Raw genomic sequence first — 17,744 nt, 5'->3', positions numbered from 1 at the left:
GGAACTACGGCGGGGCGCAGGCCCTGTCACGATCGGGTTGTACAGGTGCCGCATGCCTTTCAATAAGCGTGTCCTTTCGGCCGCCACCGCGCTGGCCGTTGCAGGTTCTCTTTTTCTTGCCGGCTGCGACCAGCAGCAGCAGCAGGGCGGCGGCATGCCGCCCATGGGCCCGGTCGAGGTCGGCGTGGTCACCATCACGCCGCAGCGGGTGGACCTGACCTCGACCCTGTCGGGCCGGGTGATTCCGGTGCGCCGGGCCGAGATCCGGCCGCAGGTCAGCGGGCTGATCACCGATGTGCTGTTCACGCAAGGGGCCCTGGTGAAACCGGGCGATCCCTTGTTCCAGATCGATCCCGCGCCCTATAAGGCGACGGCCGATGCCGCCACCGCCGCGGTCGCCCGGGCCGAGGCCGGCCTCGAGATCGCCCGCCTGAACGAGCGGCGCTATGCCGAACTGGTGCGCACGAGCGCCACCAGCCGCCAGTCCTATGACGATGCGGTCGCCACGCGGAAGCAGGCGGAGGCGGAGGTCGCCTCGGCCAAGGCCAGCCTTGCCGCCGCCCAGGTCGATCTCGGCCGCACCCTGATCGTCTCGCCCATCGCCGGGCGCATCGGCCTCGCCTCCGTGTCGCAAGGGGCGCTGGTCCGCTTCGACCAGCAGGAGGCGCTGGCCATCGTCCACCAGATGGACCCGATCTATGTCGACGTGAACCAGTCGAGCGCCGAACTGCTGCGCCTCAAGGCCGACATGGCCCGCGGCGCGCTGTCGGACGTCGAGCCGGGCAGCGCCAAGGTGCGCCTGATCCTGGAAGACGGTTCCGCCTATGACCAGGAAGGCGAGATGAAGCTGGCCGAGGGCGTGGTTTCGACCAGCACCGGCACGGTGACCCTGCGCTCGCTCTTCCCCAACCCGAAGGAACAGTTGCTGCCGGGCATGTTCGTGCGCGCCACCGTCCAGGTCGGCGTCGACGACAAGGGCCTGCTGGTGCCCCAGCGCGGCATCACCCGCAGCCCGACCGGCGACGGCGTCGCCATGGTGGTCAACGCCAAGGGCGAAGTCGAGGCGCGCAAGGTGACCGCCGACCGCGCCGTCGGCGACGCCTGGCTGGTGACCGAAGGCATTGCGGCCGGCGACAAGGTGATCATCGACGGCTTGCAGCGCATCCAGCCCGGCATGCCGGTGAAGCCCGTCGAGGGCGCCACGGCCGCTGCCGCCGACGCGCCCCCGGCGCAGTAAAGCGAGGTCGCGTCATGGCCAATTTCTTCATCGACCGCCCGATCTTTGCCTGGGTGATCGCCATCGTCATCATGATGGCGGGGGCGATGGCCATTCTCGGCCTGCCCATCTCGCAATATCCGGCGATCGCCCCGACCACGATCTCCATCACCGCCACCTATCCCGGCGCCTCGGCCCAGGCCTTGGAAGACTCGGTCACCCAGGTGATCGAGCAGAAGATGAAGGGGATCGACAACCTGCGCTACATGGCCTCGACCTCGTCGTCGTCGGGCCTGTCGATCATCACCCTGACCTTCAACCCGGGCACGGACCCCGATATCGCCCAGGTCCAGGTCCAGAACAAACTATCGCTGGCGACCCCCAGCCTGCCCCAGTCGGTGCAGCAGATGGGCGTCGTCGTCGCCAAGGCGACCGACAACTTCCTGATGGTGATCGGCCTCGTCGCCGGCGACAGCGGCCTGTCGCAGACCGACCTTGCCGATTACATCGGCTCCAGCCTGGTCGATCCCCTGAGCCGGGTCGACGGTGTCGGCGACATCCAGGTCTTCGGGTCGCAATATTCCATGCGCGTCTGGCTGGACCCGGGCAAGCTGAACGCCTTCGGCCTCACCACCGCGGACGTGCTGGGCGCCATCCAATCGCAGAACATCCAGGTTTCGGCCGGGCAGTTGGGCGGCACGCCGCCGGCGCCGGGCCAGCAGCTGAACGCCACCATCGTCGCCCAGACCCTGCTGCGCACGCCCGAGCAATTCAGCAAGATCCTGCTGAAGGGCGGCACCGACGGTTCCCAGGTGACCCTCGGCGACGTCGCCCGCATCGAGATCGGCAGCGAAAGCTATGACGTCATCGCCCGCTACAACGGCGTGCCGGCGGCCGGCATCGGCCTGAAGCTGGCGGCGGGCGCCAATGCGCTGGCCACCGCCGACCTGGTGAAGGCCAAGATGGCCGAACTCGGCGCCTTCTTCCCGCAAGGGGCCCATGCCGTCTACCCTTACGACACCACGCCCTTCGTGAAGATCTCGATCGAGGAAGTGGTGAAGACGCTGATCGAGGCGATCATCCTCGTCTTCGTCGTCATGTATGTCTTCCTGCAGAATTTCCGCGCCACCATCATCCCGACGATCGCGGTGCCGGTCGTGCTGCTCGGCACCTTCGCCGTGCTCTTCACCCTCGGCTATTCGATCAACGTGCTGACCATGTTCGCCATGGTGCTGGCGATCGGCCTTCTGGTCGACGATGCCATCGTCGTGGTCGAGAACGTCGAGCGGGTGATGAGCGAGGAAGGCCTGCCCCCGCGCGAGGCGACGCGGAAATCCATGTCGCAGATCACCGGCGCCCTGGTCGGCATCGCCCTGGTGCTGTCCGCCGTCTTCGTGCCCATGGCCTTCTTCTCGGGCTCGGCCGGCGTCATCTACCGGCAGTTCTCGGTCACCATCGTTTCCGCCATGGTGCTGTCGGTCCTGGTCGCCCTGGTGCTGACCCCGGCCCTCTGCGCCACCCTGCTGAAACCCCATGCCAAGAGCCATGAGGACAAGCAGAAGGGCGCCTTCGGCTGGTTCAACCGCGGCTTCGACAAGGCCAGCCGCGGCTACGAACGCAGCGTGGGCGGCCTGCTGCGCCGGGTGCCCCATGTCATGGTGGTCTATATCGCCCTGATCGTCGCCCTCGGCTTCCTGTTCGTGCGGCTGCCGACCTCGTTCCTGCCGGACGAGGACCAGGGCATCCTGTTCACCCAGGCGCAATTGCCCGTGGGCTCGACCCAGGAACGCACCATGGAAGTGGTGAAGGAAGTCGAGAAGCACTTCCTCGAAACCCAGGGCGAGGCGGTCAATTCGATCTTCACCGTCCAGGGCTTCAGCTTCGGCGGCAACGGCCAGAACGTGGCGCTCGGCTTCGTCGGGCTGCGCGACTGGGCGGTGCGCCAGCGCCCCGACCTTGCGGTGCAGGCGGTGGCCGGCCAGGCCATGGGTGCCTTCATGGCGCTGCGCGATGCCATGGTCTTCGCCTTCGCGCCGCCGGCGGTGATCGAGCTTGGCAATGCCTCCGGCTTCGATCTCCAGCTTCAGGATCTCGGCGGCCTCGGCCATGCCAAGTTCCTCGACGCGCGCAACATGCTGCTCGGCATGGCGTCGCAGGATCCCCGGCTGATGGGCGTCCGCCCCAACGGCCAGGAGGACGAGCCGCAATACCGGGTCGAGATCGACCAGGTGCGCGCCGCCTCGCTCGGGATTTCGATCGCCGACATCAATGCGACCCTGGCCACCGCCTGGGGCGGCACCTATGTCAATGATTTCGTCGACCGGGGCCGCATCAAGAAAGTCTATGTCCAGGCCGACGCGCCCTACCGCATGTCGCCCGAGGATCTGAACCGCTGGCACGTGCGCAACGCCAGCGGCGACATGGTGCCCTTCTCCGCCTTCGCCTCGGCGCGCTGGGACTATGGCCCGGCCCGGCTGGAGCGCTACAACGGCATGCCGTCCTTCTCGATCCAGGGCTCGGCGGCGCCCGGCCTGTCGTCCGGCGATGCCATGACGGCGATGGAGGAATTGATCGCCAAGCTGCCGGCCGGCGTCGGCTATGAATGGACCGGCCTGTCGGACCAGGAACGGGCATCCGGCGATCAGGCGCCGGCGCTCTATGCGATCTCGATCCTGGTCGTCTTCCTCTGCCTCGCCGCCCTTTACGAAAGCTGGTCGATCCCCTTCTCGGTGATCATGGTGGTGCCGCTCGGCGTCATCGGGGCGGTGCTGGCGGCGGTCACCCGCGGCCTCTCCAACGACATCTTCTTCCAGGTCGGGCTGCTGACCACGGTCGGCCTCGCCGCGAAGAATGCGATCCTGATCGTCGAATTCGCCAAGGAACAGCAGGAACAGGGCAAGGAACTGGTGGCGGCGACCCTCGAAGCCGTGCGCCTGCGCCTGCGCCCGATCCTGATGACCTCGCTCGCCTTCATCCTGGGCGTGCTGCCCCTGGTGCTGGCCAGCGGCGCCGGCTCGGGCGGGCAGAACGCCATCGGCACCGGCGTGATGGGCGGCATGATCGCGGCGACCGTGCTCGGCATCTTCTTCGTGCCGGTCTTCTTCGTCATGATCCGCAAGATGTTCCAGCGCCCGGCCAAGGCGCCGGCCGCAGCCGGCCACCAGCCGGCGGAATGAGCGAAGGGGCGCCCCGCCGGGCGCCCCTTTTCCCTGTCAGAGCTTTTCCTTCACGTCGCGCGCGGTATCGGAAATCGCGTCGCCGGTGTTCTTGATGTCGCGGCCGGCGCCTTCGATCGTGTTGCAGGCGGCGGTCAGGGCGACGAGCCCGAGAATCAGGGCAAGACCGAGTGTCTTCAAGGCGGCTCCTCCTTCGCCGGAACGGCATCGATGCCCGGCGTCGCGCCGACGATACGATGATTCACCGCCCCGGCGATACTGTCGCCCCCGGGCCTGTTTCTGCACCGGCCGGCCGGGCGGCAGATGAACAAAAAAAGGGTGGCTGCCGGCCGGCAGCCACCCTTTTCTCCGAAATCGCGGGATCAGGCGCGGAAGTAACCGCCGCAGGCGCCGCAGACGATGTTCACATAGTAGTTGGTGTCGAGGCCGACGGTCCAGCCGACATGGCCGCACCACGGGCACTGGGTGTAGCCGCTGTAGGCGGCCTGGCCTTCGGTCTCGTTCTGCGGCGGCTTGGCCAGCAGGATGCCGAGCTTGCTCTTGTCGATGCTGGCGGCGTCGGCAGCGTCAACCTTGGTGCCGCGCTTGATGGTCAGTTCGGACATGTCTCATCCCCCCGGGATCATGATCGGTGACGGCCAGACGGCCAATCGCCGGCGATCATAGCCGATTTGCCGCCCGATACAAACACCGTGGCGCAACCGGCCGCGACGCTTTAGGAAGAATGGACCCGGGGAGAGGACGACGGCTCATGGCAGGAACCGCATTCATTACAGGCGGCACGCGGCGCATCGGCGGGGCCATCGCCGCAGGGCTTGCCGCCGCCGGTTACGATCTGGTGCTGCAGACCCGCGATACCGCCACCGTCGATCCCGCCGTGGTCGCGCGGCTGGCGGCGCTCGGCGCCCGGGTCGAACTGGTCGCCCTCGATCTCGACCGGCCGGAGGCCCTGGCCGCCGCCGCCGACGCCCTGTTCCGGCGCCGGCCCGACATCGACCTCGTGGTCAACAATGCCTCGCGCTTCGAACCCGACGATTTCGCCAGCCTGACGCCCGCCGGCTTCAACCGCCATATGACGGTGAATGCCCTCGCGCCCCTCCTGCTGATCCAGGCGCTGGACCGCACGCTCGGGCGGGGCGCCGTGGTCAATGTGCTGGACGCCAAGCTCGCCTGGCCGCATCCGGATTTCCTGTCCTATACCCTGGGCAAGGCGGCGCTGGCGACGGTCACCGACCTTGCCGCGCGCTATTACGCGCCGCGTATCCGGGTGAACGGCGTCGCCCCCGGCCTGACCCTGATCAGCCCATTCCAGGACGCCGACCGCTTCGCCGCCGAAAAGGGCAAACTGCCCCTCGGCCCCGGCCTCGGGCCCGAGGATATCGCCGGCGCCGTCGTCTTCCTGGCCGGGGCGCGCCAGGTCACCGGGCAGGTGATCGCGGTCGACGGCGGCGAACGCTATCTCGCCCGCGACAGAGATCCCTCCAGCCCGATCGAATAGAACCAGGGTTCGACCCGCATTGAATACACTGCCGCTGGACTGTGCCCGCGCGGCGCGTAGTGTTGCCACATGCGGAAATGCCTGCCCATCCTGCTCGCCCTGATGGTGCCGCTTGCCGGCGCCGAGGGGGGGAGTCTGCGCGACAGGCAACAGGTGGACATCGCCCCCGCGATCGAGGGGCGCGAGGGTCCGGCCGGGTTCGGCATGCCCCTGGCCCCGAAGGCCGGCAATGCCCCGCCCATGGTGACGGCCGAAGCCCCGCCGTCCGTTCCGGAGACGCGGGCCCCCTCGTCCCCGCTGCGGCCCGAGCGCGGCCTGGGCCTGACCTTCGGCCTGGACGAGGACGGCCTGCCGCCCCTGCTGAGCCCCGGCGACGGCGCCGATTTCGCCGGCATGATCCAGTTCCGCAAGCCCCTGCCGTAGGCTTCTCAGCGCTCGGTCAGTTTCAGTTCGATGCGGCGGTTGCGCGCCAGCGCCTCGGGCGTGGCGCCCGCCTCGAGGGGCTGGAACTCGCCGAAGCCGGCCGCGGCCAGACGCTCCGGCGGCAGGCCCTGGGCGATCAGGAATTTGGCCACGGCGACGGCGCGGGCCGTGGACAATTCCCAGTTCGAGGGATAGAGCGGCGAATTGACGATGGGCGAACTGTCCGTATGGCCGTCGACGCGCAGGATCCAGGGCAGGTCGGACGGGATCTGTGCCGCGATCTCCTTCAAGGTCGCGGCGAAACGGGCCAGGGTTTCCTGCCCCGCCGCGCCGATCTCGGCCGAGCCGGAGGCGAAGAGCACTTCCGACTGGAAGACGAAGCGGTCGCCGACGATGCGGACGTCGTCGCGCTCGCCCAGCACTTCGCGCAGGCGGCCGAAGAATTCGGAGCGGTAGCGCGCCAATTCCTCGACCTTGCTGGCCAGGGCCAGGTTCAGGCGGCGGCCGAGGTCGGCGATCACCGCCTGGGCTTCCCGGTCCTTGGCCTCGGACGCATCGAGCAGGGCGGCGATTTCCTTCAATTGCTCGCGCAGTTCCGCCAGTTGGCGGTTCAGGAGATCGACCTGGGCCTGGGCTTCGGCGGTCAGGGCCCGTTCCCGGTCCAGTTCCCCGCTCAGGCTGCCGACCTGGGCTTCGAGCGCGGCGGCGCGGCTGCGCTGTTCCTCCGCCTCGCCGCGCAGCGTGTCGCGTTCCGCATTGGCGCTGCCGACCCCGCTGGAGAGCGAAGACACGGACAGGCGCAATTCCGCATTGGCCTGCCGCTCGAGGGCGAGAAGATCGGTCAGGTCGGCGATCTGGCGGTTCAGCCGGGCCAGCGCCTCGTCCCGCCCGGACAGGGCCTGGCCGAGAAAGAATTGCGCCAGCATGAAGACCGACAGCAGGAAACTGATCGCCAGCAGCAGCGTGGTCAGCGCATCGACGAAGCCCGGCCAGATGTCGGGCCCGCCCCGGTCGCGAAAGCGCCGGCTGCGCGCCGCCATGTCAGCGCTCCTCCGCCGCCATGGCGGCGATGGTGCGGGTCAGGATCTTCACCTGGGCCGCCACCTCGTCGAGGCCGGCGCGCTGGCCCTCGGCCAGCCGGGTGATGCCGCTGTCGAGGTTGCGCAGATGCGCCTTGCTGGCATCGTCCAGCACCGGCGCGGCCTGGCCCTGGGCCAGCCGTTGCAGGACCGGGCGCAATTCCATCTGGGTTTCGGCGATCCGCACCATCAGGTCCTGTTCCGCCCGCATCTGGGCGGCCAGGGTCGACAGCCGTTCGGTCAGGTTGACCAGGGCATTGTTGGCGGTGGCGCGGTTTTCCTCGGCATGGGCCATGGTCCGCTGGAGGCGGTCCAGGCTTTCCGCGGTCGATTCCAGCAACGCCGAGACATAGGCGGGCACGCCGGCGCCGGTTTCCGATTCGACGCCGCCGGTGCCGCCCAGGCGGGTATTGGCGGTCAGGTAATCCTCGACCTCGCCGAGGAAGCGGCCCTGGGCCTGGCTGGCCTGAAGTTCCAGGAAGCCGAGGATCAGCGACCCCGACAGGCCGAACAGCGAGGACGAGAACGACGTCCCCATGCCGGACAGGGGCGCTTCCAGCCCGCGCTTCAATTCGCCGAACATGGCGGTGAAATCGCCGCCGCCGGCGATATTGAGGTTGCGGATGGCATCGCCGATGGCCGACACCGTTTCCAGCAGGCCCCAGAAGGTGCCGAGCAGCCCGAGGAAGATCAGCACCGAAACGAGATAGCGGCCGATCTCGCGCTTTTCATCGAGGCGGGCGGCAAGGCCGTCGACCAGGGCGCGGGTCGCGGTCGGGCCCAATTGCCAGCGGGCGCTGCGCTTCTCGGGCAGGGCGGCGGCGATCGGGCCGAGCAGGTCCGGCGCCGGCGCGGTGCCCAGGTTCGGGTCCTGGCCGATCAGCCGCTCGAACCAGCGGATTTCCGGCCGCAGTTCCAGCACCTGCCGCAGCATGTAGACGATGCCGAGCAGCAGCACCGAGACGATCACCGCATTCAGCGGCACATTGGTCGAGAAGAAGCGGGAAGCGGGGCCGAGCAGGAACACGACCAGGCCGGCGATGGCCAGCAGGAACAGGGTCATGCGCAGCAGGTAACGGTCGGCTTTCATCGGTCCTCGTCCCTAGAGCATGTTCGGAATGACCGTCATTCCAAACATGCTCTATCGCTTTGATTTTACGCATCTTCGGGCGGCGAACCGGTTTCCACTTCGCCTGAAGATGCTCTAAGCGCCCCGGCCGACGGCACCGAAAACGGTCCCGGCGAAGCGAAAATTCCGGCAGGGAGCCGCCGATGCCGGGGCCCCGACCACATCCTGCGATCAGGGCGTGACGGCGATGTCGACCCCGTCGGCGACCGGCGCATCCGCCGCCATGCCGACCGCGCGCAGGTCGATCAGATTGGCCGCGACCCCCTGTTCGATCAGATAGGTGCGCACCGCCAGCACCCGCTGCCGGGCAAGGCGGCGGGCCCCGGTGGCCGTGTCGTTGGTGCCGCTGGCGAAGCCGCGCAGCAGGATGCGGCCGCCCGGTTCCTTGAGGCCGGCGACCGCGGCATCGAGGGCGGCGCGAGCCTCGGCGTCCAGCGTATCGGAGGTGGTGCCAAAACGGACCTGCGTCACCGCCCTGGCAACCGCCGGCAAGCCGCTGGCCGGGGCGGCGCCGGGCGCCGGCACGGGGGCCGCGGCTTCCGGCGGCGCAGCCGGGGGCGGCGGCGGCGGGGCCGGGGGCAGGGCCGCAGTCAGGTCCTGGGGCGGATTGGCCGGCGTTTCCGGCACGCTGGCCGCAGGCGGCGGGGGAGGAGGAGGAGGCGGTGGCGGTGACGGCGGTGGCGCTGGAGGCGGGGCCGGCGGCGGGGCGGCGGCGGTCGCCGGCTCGTCCAGGCGCGAGCCGAGTTCGGTCATGGCCAGGGTGCGCGGCGTCGCCACGTCGATGGCGGGGGGTGCCGGCGGCGGCGGCGCTTCAGCCACCGGCGCGGGCGGTTCCGGCGGCGCGACCGGGGCGGGCGGCGGGGGCAGCGCCAGGGCGGTTTCGGTCTCCGCCGGCGCCGGGGCGGCGACTTCGGCGGCGTGCGGCGCGGCGGCGGGGCGTTCGGCAGCCGACCGTTCGGGGGCCGACCGCTCTGGCGCCGGGCGGGCGACTGCCGGCCTCGGCCGGCGCGGGCGCGCAGGCGGCGCGACCAGATCGTCCAGCACCGACATATCGACGCTCACGCCCGTGGACGGGGCGCCGCCGATGATGATGGTTTCATAATCGACCCCGGCACCGGCGGGCCGGGCCGCCGGACGGCGCGGCGCGGGGCGCGCGGGCGTGCGCAGCGCCGGGGCGACCTCGTCCTCCTCGTTGCCGCCGGCATGGGCGGGCGCGGAAAGCGCGAGATCAAGGCCGAGGAGCGCCGCGACCAAGGCAAGAAGGGAGACCCCGGACCTCACGGTCCAGGCGGTTCCGCGTCCCCTTGCGGCTGCCCTCATACGCTTTGCACTCCCCTGTAGCCTCGCTCTCTTACCAGGAACTGACGAGTCGCGAAACCGACGAAATATTGCAATGCAGGGCGCCCCGCCCGACCCCTCGGCCGGGCGCGGTGCGCACGGCCAAATCAGGCCGCTATCATTCCCCGCTGTCGGGCCCGGAAGCAACCGGAGTTTCGGCCTTGGCCGCCGACTTTTTGGCCGCGGGCTTCTTGGGCGGCAGGCCGGCGCGCTCGATCAGGCGGCGCAGCTTTTCGTGGACGATTTCATTGCCGGCAACGATCTCGGGCGCATGCAGCACTTTCTTCGCGCCGCGCTGGTCGGTGACGACGCCGCCCGCCTCGCGCACCAGGATGATGCCGGCGGCGATGTCCCAGGACTGAAGCTCGGTTTCCCAGAAACCGTCGAACCGCCCCGAGGCGACGAAGGCGAGATCGAGGGAGGCGGCACCGAAGCGGCGCACCCCCGCCACCTCGCGCATGACGAGGCCCAGTTCCTTGAGGAAGCGCAGGTGATCGCCGCGGCCGTGGAACGGGATGCCGGTGGCGATCACGCATTCCTTCAGGTCTTTCCGCGCGGCGACCCGGAGACGGCGATCGTTGCAATAGGCGCCGGCGCCCTTTTCCGCCCAATACATTTCATCGGCGATCGGGTTGTAGATCAGGCCGGCGATAATCTCGCCGTCGCGCTCGACCCCGATCGAAATGGCGAATTGCGGCAGGCCGTGCAGGAAATTGGTGGTGCCGTCCAGGGGATCGATGATCCAGCGATGCGACTTGTCGCTGCCCTCGATGATGCCGCCCTCTTCCATCACGAAGCCGAAATCGGGCCGCACCCGCGACAATTCGGCATGGAGGACTTCCTCGGCCTTCTTGTCGGCGACGGAGACGAAATCCGCCGGGCCCTTCTTCGAAACCTGCAGGTTCTCGACCTCGCCGAAATCGCGCTTCAGGCCGCGGGCGGCCTTGGTGGCGGCGGAAGCCATGACATTGATGAGGGGCGAACGGAACGCCATCGGAAACCTCGGGATCGAACAGGGAAAAGAGCAGGCACGCCCAGGGGGCGGCAATGGCGCGGGACCCTATCAGGCCCCGCGGTCCCGGTCAAACCACCCCGGTCAGGGCGCGGCGAAGATCGCGTTGAAGGCTTCGACGGCGGCGGCCGGGCCTTCCGGGTGCTGCCAGATGCCGGCGGAAACCGCCAGGAAATCGGCGCCGGCCCGGACCAGGGGACGGCAGTTGTCGGCCGTGATGCCGCCGATCGCGACCTGGGGCACGGTCATCATCTCGGCCCACCAGGAGACGAGTTCGAAGGGCGCCCGGGCCTTCGGGTCCTTGGTCGTGGTCGGGAAGAAGGCGCCGAAGGCGACATAATCCGCCCCCGCCTCGCCCGCTTCCATGGCGAGGTGGCGGCTGTCGTGGCAGGTGACGCCGACGATGGTGTCCGGCCCCAACAGGCGCCGGGCCTCGGCATAGGGCATGTCGTCCTGGCCGACGTGGACGCCGTCGGCACCCAGCGCCTGGGCGAGGTCCGGCCGGTCGTTCAGGATGAAGGCGGCGCCGGCCCGCTGCACGATCGGCATCAGGTGATCGGCGGTGCGCAGGATATGATCGTCGGTCACATCCTTCAGGCGCAATTGGACGCAGGCGACGTCGCCCGCCCCGAGGGCGGCTTTCAGCACCTCGCCGAAAGCCTTGGCCTCGAACGCGGGCGGCGTGACCAGATAGAGGCGGCAGGGCGGCTTGGGGTCGTCCTGCACCGGCTGTCCCGCCGCCTTGGCCATGTTATTCCTGGCCCTTGTAGATGCGGACCAGCTTGTCCAGCATGCCCAGCGCGTCTTCGCGCGAGCGCTGGAACGTGTTGCGGCCGATGATCGAGCCGTTGCCGCCGCCGTCGCGGATCGCGCGGGCATCGTCATAGACCGAATCTTCCGACTTCGCGGCGCCGCCCGAGAAGACGACGAGACGCCTGCCGCCGAAGCAGGCCTGGGTGACATGGCGCACGCGGTCGGCCAGGGTCGCGGTCGGCACCGGGTGCTTGTCGTAGACCTTCTTGGCCTCGCCCTGCTCGATGAAGTCGGAGGGGAGCTTCACCTTGATGACATGGGCGCCGACCAGGGCGGCCATATGGGCGGCATAGGCGCCGACATCCAGCGCCAGCTCGCCTTCCTTCGACAGGTTGCCGCCGCGCGGGTACGACCAGACGACGACGGCAAGGCCATGGGACTTGGCTTCGGCGGTCAGTTCGCGCAGTTCTTCCACCTGGTCGAACATCTGGTCCGAACCGGGATACATGGTGAAGCCGATGGCCGAGCAGCCGAGACGGACCGCATCCTTCACCGAGGCGGTGATCGCCTGGTCCGGGGCTTCCTTGGCGCGCGACAGCGAATTCGAGGAATTGACCTTCAGGATGGTCGGGATCTGGCCGGCGAACGTGTCGGCGCCGGCTTCCAGCATGCCGAGGACCGAGGCATAGGCCGAGAGGCCGGCATCGATCGCGATCTGGAAGTGATAATGCGGGTCATAGGCCGGGGGATTGGGCGCGAAGGAGCGGGCGGGACCATGCTCGAAACCCTGGTCGACCGGCAGGATGATCATCTTGCCCGTGCCGCCCAGACGGCCGGCGCCCAGAAGGCGGGCGATATTGGCCTTGGTGCCCGGGTTGTCGCTCTCGTACCACGAGAGGATGTCCTTCACCTTCTTGGTGACTTTGGTCATGGGGTCCCCCAGAAACGACTCGGTTGAAATTCGGGCGCGCTTTTAGCAGGCGGGCGGAAGGCCGTCCATGCTGCGGCGCATCGTGGAAAAGAAAAAGCCGGCGGGACTTTCGTTCCCGCCGGCCGAGACTATTTTTACCGTGCCAGCGCCTTCACGCCCGGCAGTTCCTTGCCCTCGAGCCATTCGAGGAAGGCGCCGCCGGCGGTCGAGACGAAGGAGAAGCCTTCCGCAGCGCCGGCATGGTTGAGCGCCGCCACCGTATCGCCCCCGCCGGCGACCGACAGCAGCTTGCCCGCGCGGGTGAGCTTCGACACTTCGCGCGCGGCGGCATTGGTCGCGGCATCGAAGGGTTCAATCTCGAAAGCGCCGAAGGGGCCGTTCCAGACCACGGTCTTCGCCTTGGCGAAGACTTCGGCCACGCGCTCGACCGAGCGGGGCCCGACGTCGAGGACCATGGCATCGTCCGGCACCGCGTCGAAGGACACGGTCTCGGACGGGGCATAGGCCTTGAACTCGCGGGCGACCACGCCGTCGACCGGCAGCACCACTTCCGTACCCGCCGCCTTCGCCTTTGCGACGATGGCGCGGGCGGTATCGGCCATATCGCGCTCGGCCAGGCTCTTGCCGATGGCCTTGCCGTTGGCGAACAGGAACGTATTGGCCATGCCGCCGCCGATCACCAGGTAATCGACCTTGCCGACCAGATTGCCGATGACTTCGAGCTTGGACGAGACCTTGGCCCCGCCGACCACCGCCACCACCGGGCGCTCCGGCGCGCCGAGCGCGGCTTCGAGCGCGTCCAGTTCCTTCTTCATCCAGATGCCGGCCGCGGACGGCAGCAGCCTGGCCAGGCCCTCGGTCGAGGCATGGGCGCGATGGGCGCAGGAAAAGGCGTCGTTGACGAAGAATTCGCCGAGGTCGGCCAGCTGGCGGGCGAAGTCGGGATCGTTCTTTTCCTCACCCGGGTAGAAGCGGGTGTTCTCGAGCACGAGAACGCCACCCGGCGCCAGGTCGTCGACCGCCTTCTTCGCGACCGGGCCGACGCAATCCGGGGCGAAATGCACCGGCAGGCCGACGATGACCGGCAGGGCATCGGCGACCGGGCGCAGGCTCTGCCCGGCGTCCCAGCCCTTGGGCCGGCCGAAATGCGACAGCACGATGACCTTGGCGCCCTTGGCGGCCAGGGCCTTGATGGTGACGGCATTGGCCTGCAGGCGGGTGAGGTCGGTGACGACCCCATCCTTCATCGGGGCGTTGAGGTCGACCCGGAGCAGGACCCGGCGGCCGTGAAGGTCGCCGAGATCGTCGATGCCGGCAAAGCGGCGTCCCGCGGACATGGGCAGGGGCCTCAGATCAGCTTCGCCATGGCGACGGCGGTGTCGCTCATGCGGTTCGAGAAGCCCCACTCGTTGTCGTACCAGGTGAGGATGCGGACCAGGGTGCCGTCCATGACCTTGGTCTGGTCGAGGGCGAAGGTCGAGGACGCCGGGTCATGGTTGAAGTCGATCGAGACGTTCGGCGCGGCGGTATAGGCGAGAACGCCCTTCAGGTCGCCGTCGGCCGCGGCCTTGATCGCGGCGTTCACTTCCTCGACCGTGGTCGCGCGCTTGGCGACGAACTTCAGGTCGACGACCGAGACGTTCGGGGTCGGCACGCGGACCGAGACGCCGTCCAGCTTGCCCTTCAGTTCCGGCAGCACGAGGCCGACGGCCTTGGCCGCGCCGGTCGAGGTCGGGATCATGGAGAGGGCGGCGGCACGGGCGCGATACAGATCCTTGTGCATCTGGTCGAGCGACGGCTGGTCGTTGGTATAGCTGTGGATCGTGGTCATGAAGCCCTTGTCGATGCCGATGGCATCGTTCAGGACCTTGGCCACGGGCGCCAGGCAGTTGGTGGTGCAGGAGGCGTTGGAGACGACCAGGTGCTCCGCCTTCAGGGCGCCGTGGTTCACGCCGTAGACGACCGTGAGATCGGCATTGTCGGCCGGGGCCGAGACCAGGACGCGCTTGGCGCCGGCGGTCAGATGGGCGGAAGCCTTGTCCTTCGAGGTGAAGATGCCGGTGCATTCCATGGCGATGTCGACGCCGAGGTCGGCATGCGGCAGTTCGGCCGGGTTGCGGACCGCGGTCACCTTGATCTTCTGGCCGTTGACGACGATGAATTCGCCGTCGACCGCCACTTCACCGGGGAAACGGCCGTGGACCGAGTCGAAGCGCAGCAGATGCGCATTGGTCTCGACCGGGCCGAGATCGTTGATCGCCACGACCTCGACATCCTTGCGACCGGATTCGGCAATCGCGCGCAGAACATTGCGGCCGATACGCCCGAACCCGTTGATCGCTACCCGAACAGCCATTCAATCCTCCTGTCAGCCAATTTTGCCGATCGCGGCCTTGGCCGCATCGGCCACCGCCTCTGCGGTGATGCCAAAATGCTTGTAAAGCTCGGGCGCGGGCGCGGAGGCGCCGAACCCGTCCATGCCGACGAAATAAGTCGGCACCCCCAGGATCGGTTCCCAGCCCATGGCGATGCCCGCCTCGACGCCGACGCAGGGCGCATTGCCCACCACGGTCTCCTGATAGGCCTGCTCCTGCGCGGCGAACAGCTCCATGCAGGGCACCGAGACGACACGGGCGCGGATGCCGTCGTGCGCCAGTATGTCGCGGGCCTTCACGGTGATTTCGACCTCGGACCCCGAGGCGAAGAGGCTGACCTCGGCCAGGCCGCCCGCGGCCGGCAGCAGTTCGTAGGCGCCCTTGGCGGTCAGGTTCACGTCCGTATGGGCATCGCGCAGGGTCGGCAGGTTCTGCCGCGACAGGGCGAGAACCGACGGCGTGGTCTGCGAAGCGACCGCGACCGCCCAGGCTTCCGCGGTCTCGACCGTATCGCAGGGACGGAAGACGTTGAGGCCCGGAATGGCGCGCAGCGAGGCGATCTGTTCCACCGGCTGGTGGGTGGGACCGTCCTCGCCGAGGCCGATCGAGTCATGGGTCATGACGAAGATCGAGCGGATGCCCATCAGGGCGGCCAGGCGGATCGAGGGCCGGCAATAATCGGCAAAGGCGAGGAAGGTGCCGCCATAGGGGATGACGCCGCCATGCAGCGCCATGCCGTTCATCGCCGCCGCCATGCCGTGCTCGCGCACGCCCCAATAGACATAGCGGCCCTCGTAGGAGCCGGGGGCGAAGGTGCCGAGACCCTTGGTCAGGGTATTGTTCGAACCGGTCAGGTCGGCCGAGCCGCCGATGGTGGTCGGCACCGCCTTGTTGATCACTTCGAGCGCCAGTTCCGACGATTTGCGGGTGGCGACCGAGGGTTTGTCGGCCGAGATCTTCGCCTTGAAGGCATTGATCTCGGCGATCAGCTTGGCCGGGATGAAGCCCGAGAAGGCATTCTCGAACTCTTCCTGCAATTCCTTGGGCGCGGCCAGGAAGCGCTCGCCCCAGGCCTTGCCCTCGGCGGCGCGGGCCTTGGCGGCGGCGCGCCAGGCGTCGAGGATCGCCTCCGGGATCTCGAACGGGCCGTAGGGCCAGCCCAGCGCCTTGCGGGCGCCTTCGATCTCGGCGGCGCCGAGCGGGCTGCCGTGGGCCGACGACTTGCCGGCCTTGGTCGGCGCGCCGAAGCCGATGGTGGTGCGGCAGGCGATCAGGGTCGGCCTGTCGGTGGCGAGCCTGGCGCGGGCGATCGCGGCCGAAACCGCCGCCGCGTCATGGCCGTCGACCGCATCGACCGCCCAGCCGGCGGCCGTGAAGCGCAGGCCCACGTCTTCCGAGGTGGAAAGATCGGTGGCGCCGTCGATGGTGATCCGGTTGTCGTCCCAGAGCACGATCAGCTTGTTCAGCTTCAGGTGCCCGGCGAGCGTGATCGCTTCCTGGCTGACGCCTTCCATCAGGCAGCCGTCGCCGGCGATCACATAGGTGAAATGGTTGACCAGCGCCTCGCCGAAGCGGGCGCGGAGATGCGCCTCCGCCATGGCAAAGCCGACCGCGTTGGAAATACCCTGGCCGAGGGGCCCGGTCGTCGTCTCGATGCCAGCGGCATGGCCGTATTCCGGGTGGCCGGCGGTGCGGGCGCCGAGCTGGCGGAACTTCTTGATCTCGTCGAGATCGATGTCCGGATAGCCGGTCAGATAGAGCAGCGCATAGAGCAGCATCGAGCCGTGGCCGGCGGACAGGATGAAACGGTCCCGGTCGGGCCAGGCCGGATTGGCCGGATCGTAGCGCAGATGCTCGGTAAAGAGTGCGGTGGCGGCATCGGCCATGCCCATGGGCATGCCGGGATGCCCCGACTTCGCGGCCTCGACCGCATCCATCGCCAGGGCGCGAATGGCATTGGCCAGATCCCGAGCGGCCGGCGCCGTCGTCGCGAGGGGGGAGGTCGTCTCGGTCATGGAAATCGCCCGGTGCTAAGCGGTATACGCCAGGGGAAGCCGGCGGCGGGAACTCGCCGCGGCCTTTGCGGGCGTTGCATTGCAGACCGTCCTGTGCATGTCAACTGCCATGGCCGCGGTGCAGTCATTTCGCGGACGATGGCCGGCGCCGGCGCCCCCGGCCCGCGGCGCCGGAAACATGGCCGCAAGATCCCGGAAATCCGCTGGCGGCGATTGACCGCGAAAGCCCGCAGGCACATTCTGTTGGATGATTCGCGCGGCCATGCCGCACATATAGATGCCGCACATCTGATCTGGGGCCGCCCATGGACCGTCTCGCCGCCGCTGAAATCCGGCTCGCCGCCGCCCTCGACCGCCTGGACGCCCTGCCCTTCGGCGGCGGGGTCGATCAGACCGTGCATGCCACATTGGTCGACGAATACGATCGCCTGAACCGCGACGTCGACGAATTGTCGCAGGCGCTGGAGGATGTCCGCACCGACAACCGCCAGCTGGAAAACCGGATCGCCGAGCTTGCCGCCGAGAATGCGGTGCTGCGCGAGACCCCGGCCGCGGCCGCGCCCGACCTCGAGCGCCGCCTCGCCGATGCCGAGGCTTTCGCCGACGAAGCCCTGAGCGAACTCGACACGGCGCGGAAGGAAATGGCCCAGTTGCGCCAGGCCCTCGCCCAAGCCGAACAGCAGAGCGCGCAGCGCCAGGCCGACCTGTTCCGCCTGGAAAACGCCCAGGACGCGGCGGCCAAGCGCCTGGACCAGACCATCGGCCGCCTCGACCGCGCCATCGCTGAGTGAGGCCCGCC

The 17,744-nt window shown here is 68.7% G+C and carries 16 protein-coding genes; 5 read left to right on the top strand and 11 right to left on the bottom strand.

Features of this window, described 5'->3' with window-relative positions; translation table 11 throughout:
• The first annotated feature begins 52 nt into the window (after positions 1-52).
• Entirely contained in the window at positions 53-1,237 is a 1,185-nt protein-coding gene (locus DKG75_RS12250; protein WP_109921404.1) for an efflux RND transporter periplasmic adaptor subunit, read from the top strand.
• A gap of 14 nt (positions 1,238-1,251) precedes the next feature.
• Entirely contained in the window at positions 1,252-4,392 is a 3,141-nt protein-coding gene (locus DKG75_RS12245; protein WP_109921403.1) for an efflux RND transporter permease subunit, read from the top strand.
• 36 nt (positions 4,393-4,428) lie between these two features.
• Here the strand turns inward: DKG75_RS12245 and DKG75_RS12240 are convergent, their stop codons facing one another.
• A complete protein-coding gene (locus DKG75_RS12240; RefSeq protein WP_109921402.1) occupies positions 4,429-4,572 on the bottom strand; it encodes an entericidin A/B family lipoprotein in 144 nt (47 codons plus the stop codon).
• 182 nt (positions 4,573-4,754) lie between these two features.
• On the bottom strand, positions 4,755-4,997 hold the full coding sequence (locus DKG75_RS12235; protein WP_109921401.1) for a hypothetical protein: 243 nt from the start codon (positions 4,995-4,997) through the stop codon (positions 4,755-4,757).
• Positions 4,998-5,143: 146 nt separating this feature from the next.
• Here DKG75_RS12235 and DKG75_RS12230 point away from each other — a divergent pair, with 146 nt between their 5' ends.
• On the top strand, positions 5,144-5,890 hold the full coding sequence (locus DKG75_RS12230; protein ID WP_166646522.1) for an SDR family oxidoreductase: 747 nt from the start codon (positions 5,144-5,146) through the stop codon (positions 5,888-5,890).
• Between the two features lie 69 nt (positions 5,891-5,959).
• Positions 5,960-6,313, top strand: coding sequence for a hypothetical protein (locus DKG75_RS12225; RefSeq protein WP_109921399.1), 354 nt, complete (start codon positions 5,960-5,962; stop codon positions 6,311-6,313).
• Between the two features lie 5 nt (positions 6,314-6,318).
• Here DKG75_RS12225 and DKG75_RS12220 read toward each other — a convergent pair whose 3' ends face one another.
• From DKG75_RS12220 to tkt, 9 genes are all read right to left on the bottom strand, one after another.
• Complete coding sequence (locus DKG75_RS12220) at positions 6,319-7,353, bottom strand: peptidoglycan -binding protein (RefSeq protein WP_109921398.1); 1,035 nt, start codon at positions 7,351-7,353, stop codon at positions 6,319-6,321.
• 1 nt (position 7,354) lies between these two features.
• Positions 7,355-8,482: a flagellar motor protein MotA gene (locus tag DKG75_RS12215; RefSeq protein WP_109921397.1), complete on the bottom strand. Its 1,128-nt coding sequence runs from the start codon at positions 8,480-8,482 to the stop codon at positions 7,355-7,357.
• A gap of 210 nt (positions 8,483-8,692) precedes the next feature.
• On the bottom strand, positions 8,693-9,775 hold the full coding sequence (locus DKG75_RS12210; protein ID WP_109921396.1) for an OmpA family protein: 1,083 nt from the start codon (positions 9,773-9,775) through the stop codon (positions 8,693-8,695).
• A gap of 202 nt (positions 9,776-9,977) precedes the next feature.
• A complete protein-coding gene (locus DKG75_RS12205; protein ID WP_109921395.1) occupies positions 9,978-10,853 on the bottom strand; it encodes an inositol monophosphatase family protein in 876 nt (291 codons plus the stop codon).
• Between the two features lie 102 nt (positions 10,854-10,955).
• The gene (gene thiE, locus DKG75_RS12200) at positions 10,956-11,621 is read right to left on the bottom strand and encodes a thiamine phosphate synthase (protein ID WP_109921394.1); all 666 of its coding nucleotides are present in this window, start codon (positions 11,619-11,621) and stop codon (positions 10,956-10,958) included.
• Between the two features lies 1 nt (position 11,622).
• The gene (locus DKG75_RS12195) at positions 11,623-12,555 is read right to left on the bottom strand and encodes a class I fructose-bisphosphate aldolase (RefSeq protein ID WP_109921393.1); all 933 of its coding nucleotides are present in this window, start codon (positions 12,553-12,555) and stop codon (positions 11,623-11,625) included.
• Positions 12,556-12,689: 134 nt separating this feature from the next.
• A complete protein-coding gene (locus DKG75_RS12190) occupies positions 12,690-13,892 on the bottom strand; it encodes a phosphoglycerate kinase (protein WP_109921392.1) in 1,203 nt (400 codons plus the stop codon).
• Between the two features lie 11 nt (positions 13,893-13,903).
• On the bottom strand, positions 13,904-14,911 hold the full coding sequence (gene gap / locus DKG75_RS12185) for a type I glyceraldehyde-3-phosphate dehydrogenase (RefSeq protein WP_109921391.1): 1,008 nt from the start codon (positions 14,909-14,911) through the stop codon (positions 13,904-13,906).
• A 12-nt stretch (positions 14,912-14,923) separates the two neighbouring features.
• Positions 14,924-16,945, bottom strand: coding sequence for a transketolase (tkt, locus tag DKG75_RS12180; protein ID WP_109921390.1), 2,022 nt, complete (start codon positions 16,943-16,945; stop codon positions 14,924-14,926).
• A 305-nt stretch (positions 16,946-17,250) separates the two neighbouring features.
• Here tkt and DKG75_RS12175 point away from each other — a divergent pair, with 305 nt between their 5' ends.
• The gene (locus DKG75_RS12175) at positions 17,251-17,736 is read left to right on the top strand and encodes a hypothetical protein (protein WP_109921389.1); all 486 of its coding nucleotides are present in this window, start codon (positions 17,251-17,253) and stop codon (positions 17,734-17,736) included.
• The last annotated feature ends 8 nt before the right edge of the window (positions 17,737-17,744 follow it).

Origin of the sequence: Zavarzinia compransoris, from assembly GCF_003173055.1 — a bacterium.
GTDB lineage: Bacteria > Pseudomonadota > Alphaproteobacteria > Zavarziniales > Zavarziniaceae > Zavarzinia > Zavarzinia compransoris.
The sequence above is the reverse complement of the archived record's forward strand: the minus strand, read 5'-3'. Positions and strand labels throughout refer to the sequence as shown.